2 tRNA genes and 3 rRNA genes are annotated in these 5,505 nt (G+C 48.1%); all 5 read right to left on the minus strand.

The window, feature by feature from the left end:
* Positions 1-112 precede the first annotated feature (112 nt).
* The 5 genes from rrf to BLT30_RS17980 all read right to left on the minus strand — a co-directional run bounded on the left by rrf (position 113) and on the right by BLT30_RS17980 (position 5,315).
* Positions 113-220: ribosomal RNA gene (gene rrf, locus BLT30_RS17960) — 5S ribosomal RNA — on the minus strand.
* A gap of 190 nt (positions 221-410) precedes the next feature.
* Positions 411-3,166, minus strand: a 23S ribosomal RNA gene (locus tag BLT30_RS17965).
* 200 nt (positions 3,167-3,366) lie between these two features.
* Positions 3,367-3,440 (minus strand) — tRNA-Ala (locus BLT30_RS17970).
* A gap of 88 nt (positions 3,441-3,528) precedes the next feature.
* Positions 3,529-3,602, minus strand: a tRNA-Ile gene (locus tag BLT30_RS17975).
* A gap of 196 nt (positions 3,603-3,798) precedes the next feature.
* Positions 3,799-5,315 (minus strand): 16S ribosomal RNA (locus BLT30_RS17980).
* Together the 16S, 23S and 5S rRNA genes with 2 tRNA genes alongside form the textbook arrangement of a ribosomal RNA operon.
* Positions 5,316-5,505: the final 190 nt, after the last annotated feature.

Genomic DNA, 5,505 nt, shown 5'->3' on the forward strand with positions numbered 1-5,505 from the left:
GGGTACGGGCTTGTCCTATAGGGTACAAAAAAGGCCCATCCGGACAGATAGATGGACGGGGCCATATACCAAAAAAAAACGCTCATCAATTACTTGATGAGCGTCTGAAAAAAACTGGCGGCGACCTACTCTCCCGCTTTCGCAGTACCATCGGCGCTAGAGGGCTTAACTTCTGTGTTCGGAATGGGAACAGGTGAGCCCCTCTGCTAGAACCACCCTAAAGGCTGTCACGTACAAAGGGATGTACGGTATATTTATATCAATGTACAATGTATCTTGTAAAATGTAGAGTGTATTCACGATGTTCGTTCATACTTTGTACATCATACTTTTTACAGTATACGATAATTATCGATAAAAACTCTCACAAAGAGCAAACCTTGGTCGCGCGGCCAGGCATTGGCCAATCAGGCCATAAATCTACGGGTAATTAGTACTACTCGGCTATGGCATTACTGCCTTTACACCTGTAGCCTATCAACGTCGTCATCTCCAACGACCCTTAAAAGATGTCTCATCTTGAGGCGAGTTTCGCACTTATATGCTTTCAGTGCTTATCTCTTCCAAACGTAGCTACTCAGCGGTGCACCTGGCGGTACAACTGATACACCAGAGGTTTGTTCAGATCGGTCCTCTCGTACTAGATCCAAGCCCTCTCAAACATCTAACGCCCGCAATAGATAGAGACCGAACTGTCTCACGACGTTCTGAACCCAGCTCGCGTGCCACTTTAATGGGCGAACAGCCCAACCCTTGGGACCTTCTCCAGCCCCAGGATGTGACGAGCCGACATCGAGGTGCCGAACCTCCCCGTCGATATGAGCTCTTGGGGGAGACTAGCCTGTTATCCCCGGAGTACCTTTTATCCTATGAGCGATGGCCCTTCCATACGGAACCACCGGATCACTATGTCCTGCTTTCGCACCTGATCGACTTGTAGGTCTCACAGTCAAGCACCCTTATGCCATTACACTCTACGCACGGTTACCAAGCGTGCTGAGGGTACCTTTGAAAGCCTCCGTTACTCTTTTGGAGGCGACCACCCCAGTCAAACTACCCACCACGCAATGTCCTTCTGAAAGAAGTTAGGCTCCAAGTAAGTAAAGGGTGGTATTTCAACGTCGACTCCACGAACACTGGCGTGCCCGCTTCATAGTCTCCCACCTATCCTACACATTACTTACTCAAAGTCAATACGAAGTTATAGTAAAGGTTCACAGGGTCTTTTCGTCCCATTGCGGGTAATCGGCATCTTCACCGATACTACAATTTCACAGAGCTCATGGTTGAGACAGTGCCCAGATCGTTACACCATTCGTGCAGGTCGGAACTTACCCGACAAGGAATTTCGCTACCTTAGGACCGTTATAGTTACGGCCGCCGTTTACTGGGGCTTCAGTCAAACGCTTCGCTTACGCTAACGCCCTTCCTTAACCTTCCAGCACCGGGCAGGTGTCAGACCCTATACAGCATCTTTCGATTTAGCAGAGTCCTGTGTTTTTGATAAACAGTCGCCTGGGCCTCTTCACTGCGGCCACCATTGCTGATGGCGTCTCTTCTTCCGAAGTTACGAGACTATTTTGCCTAGTTCCTTAACCATGATTCACTCTAGCACCTTAGGATCCTCTCCTCGACTACCTGTGTCGGTTTATGGTACGGGTTGCTTCACTTCGGCTTTTCTTGGAAGCACTTTCCCTGCAGCAGCTTCGCCCGAAGGCTAGGCCTTGACTATTCCGTCAGTCTCCAGCAGGTACGGCACTCCGTCCCCTTTTTAGTGTGAGCAAGTATGGGAATATTAACCCATTGTCCATCCACTACCCCTTTCGGGTTCGCGTTAGGTCCCGACTAACCCTCAGCTGATTAGCATGGCTGAGGAAACCTTAGTCTTTCGGTGAGCGGGTTTCTCGCCCGCTTTATCGTTACTTATGCCTACATTTTCTTTTCTGTACGCTCCACAATGGCTCACGCCACTGCTTCTGTGCAAACAGAATGCTCCCCTACCAGATATAATAAATTATAAATCCATAGCTTCGGTAATATGCTTATGCCCGATTATTATCCATGCCGGACCGCTCGACTAGTGAGCTGTTACGCACTCTTTAAATGAATGGCTGCTTCCAAGCCAACATCCTAGCTGTCAATGCAGTCCAACCGCGTTGCTTCAACTTAGCATATATTTGGGGACCTTAGCTGTTGGTCTGGGTTCTTTCCCTCTCGGACATGGACCTTAGCACCCATGCCCTCACTGCCGTGGAACATTTATTAGCATTCGGAGTTTGTCAGGAATTGGTAGGATTTGACTCCCCCGCATCCAATCAGTAGCTCTACCTCTAATAAACTTTTTCACGACGCTGCACCTAAATGCATTTCGGGGAGTACGAGCTATCTCCCAGTTTGATTGGCCTTTCACCCCTACCCACAGGTCATCCGAAGACTTTTCAACGTCAACCGGTTCGGTCCTCCACTTTGTGTTACCAAAGCTTCAACCTGCCCATGGGTAGATCACAAGGTTTCGCGTCTGATCCTACTAACTATGCGCCCTGTTCAGACTCGCTTTCGCTCCGGCTCCGGACCTGAAGTCCTTAACCTCGCTAGTAAGATCAACTCGTAGGCTCATTATGCAAAAGGCACGCCGTCACACCATATAGGTGCTCCGACCGCTTGTAGGCGTACGGTTTCAGGTTCTGTTTCACCCTTCTATTCGAAGTGCTTTTCACCTTTCCTTCACAGTACTTGTTCACTATCGGTCTTTCAGGAGTATTTAGCCTTGGAGGATGGTCCCCCCATATTCAGACAGGATTTCACGTGTCCCGCCCTACTCATTTATCATCCTAATATGCCTTTCATATACCGGGCTATCACCGTCTACGGCCGTTCTTTCCAGAACGTTCTATTAAACATATAAGGACTTTTGGGCTAATCCGCTTTCGCTCGCCACTACTTACGGAATCTCTTCGATTTCTTTTCCTCCGGGTACTTAGATGTTTCAGTTCTCCGGGTTTGCCCCTCCTAAGAGGTAATACATCTTCAATGTATTGGGTTGCCCCATTCGGACATCTGCGGATCAATTCGTGTGTGCCGATCCCCGCAGCTTTTCGCAGCTTACCACGTCCTTCGTCGCCTCTGAAAGCCTAGGCATCCGCCATACGCCCTTAACGATTTCTTTCCTGATTGTTAATCAGTTCAATATCTTTATCTAACATCGCTGCCAGATATTCTTGTAAACTCAAACGCTTGGTCGCGCTCGGTTTTCTCTTTGTGATGTTCTTACCGTTGATGTCAATGATCTTTGTTCTTCCTAGTCGTCTGATGAACGGATATTGTTTTGGCTCTATCCGTAACCTTTAGATCAAACTCCTAGAACAGTGGAGAATAAGGGAGTCGAACCCTTGACCTCCTGCGTGCAAGGCAGGCGCTCTAGCCAGCTGAGCTAATTCCCCCTCTAGTAGACTTCAGATGTCAGATGATAGATGTCAGACTTAATGCCTGTCGTCTCATATCTGATGTCTTCCCGTCTTTTACAATTAGTAGTCTCGGGCAGGCTCGAACTGCCGACCTCTACATTATCAGTGTAGCGCTCTAACCAGCTGAGCTACGAGACTTTGTTTTAGATGTTAGATTTTAGACACTACATGGTAGATAATCTCTAACCTATAGTCCTAACTTCTTTTTCTAAATCTCTTATCCCTTATACTAATTTCTAGTGGGTGTATTTTTTAATATAAGCAACCGAGTAAAAAAACCAAAGCTTATTATCTGTATAAGCACTTTTTAATATTTTTTGACGTATAGTCTCTAAAATGAGATGTTCCAGCCGCACCTTCCGGTACGGCTACCTTGTTACGACTTAGCCCTAGTTACCTGTTTTACCCTAGGCAGCTCCTGTTACGGTCACCGACTTCAGGTACCCCAGACTTCCATGGCTTGACGGGCGGTGTGTACAAGGCCCGGGAACGTATTCACCGCGCCATGGCTGATGCGCGATTACTAGCGATTCCAGCTTCATAGAGTCGAGTTGCAGACTCCAATCCGAACTGAGACCGGCTTTCGAGATTTGCATCACATCGCTGTGTAGCTGCCCTCTGTACCGGCCATTGTATTACGTGTGTGGCCCAAGACGTAAGGGCCGTGATGATTTGACGTCATCCCCACCTTCCTCTCTACTTGCGTAGGCAGTCTCACTAGAGTCCTCAACTTAATGGTAGCAACTAGTGACAGGGGTTGCGCTCGTTGCAGGACTTAACCTAACACCTCACGGCACGAGCTGACGACAACCATGCAGCACCTTGGAAAATGTCCGAAGAAGGGTCTGTTTCCAGACCTGTCATTTCCCATTTAAGTCTTGGTAAGGTTCCTCGCGTATCATCGAATTAAACCACATAATCCACCGCTTGTGCGGGCCCCCGTCAATTCCTTTGAGTTTCATTCTTGCGAACGTACTCCCCAGGTGGCTAACTTATCACTTTCGCTTAGTCTCTGAGCCCGAAAGCCCAAAAACGAGTTAGCATCGTTTACGGCGTGGACTACCAGGGTATCTAATCCTGTTCGCTCCCCACGCTTTCGTCCATCAGCGTCAGTTAGATCTTAGTGACCTGCCTTCGCAATTGGTGTTCTAAGTAATATCTATGCATTTCACCGCTACACTACTTATTCCAGCCACTTCAAATCTACTCAAGGCCTGCAGTATCAATGGCAGTTTCATAGTTGAGCTATGAGATTTCACCACTGACTTACAGGCCCGCCTACGGACCCTTTAAACCCAATAAATCCGGATAACGCTTGCACCCTCCGTATTACCGCGGCTGCTGGCACGGAGTTAGCCGGTGCTTATTCGTACAGTACCTTCAGCTTTCCACACGTGGAAAGGTTTATCCCTGTACAAAAGAAGTTTACAACCCATAGGGCCGTCGTCCTTCACGCGGGATGGCTGGATCAGGCTCTCACCCATTGTCCAATATTCCTCACTGCTGCCTCCCGTAGGAGTCTGGTCCGTGTCTCAGTACCAGTGTGGGGGATCACCCTCTCAGGCCCCCTAAAGATCATCGACTTGGTAGGCCGTTACCCTACCAACTATCTAATCTTGCGCGTGCCCATCTCTATCCACCGGAGTTTTCAATATCAAATGATGCCATCTGATATATTATGGGGTATTAATCTTCCTTTCGAAAGGCTATCCCCCAGATAAAGGCAGGTTGCACACGTGTTCCGCACCCGTGCGCCGCTCTCAAGGTCCCGAAGGACCTCTACCGCTCGGCTTGCATGTGTTAGGCCTCCCGCTAGCGTTCATCCTGAGCCAGGATCAAACTCTCCATTGTATGTTCGTTCGTCCCTATACTCAAACTCAATCTAAAATTGACGCTTTGGTTTTTTTCCTTACTTGGTTGTTATATCTTTTATGTCAATGAACTGCGTTCTGTTCGCTTCCCCGGGACATCTAATTCTGTCATCTTGTCCCGATTTGCGAGTGCAAAAGTAGAAAATTATTTTTTAATGACCAAATGTTTT

The organism is Epilithonimonas hungarica, assembly GCF_900102265.1.
Classification (GTDB): domain Bacteria; phylum Bacteroidota; class Bacteroidia; order Flavobacteriales; family Weeksellaceae; genus Epilithonimonas; species Epilithonimonas hungarica.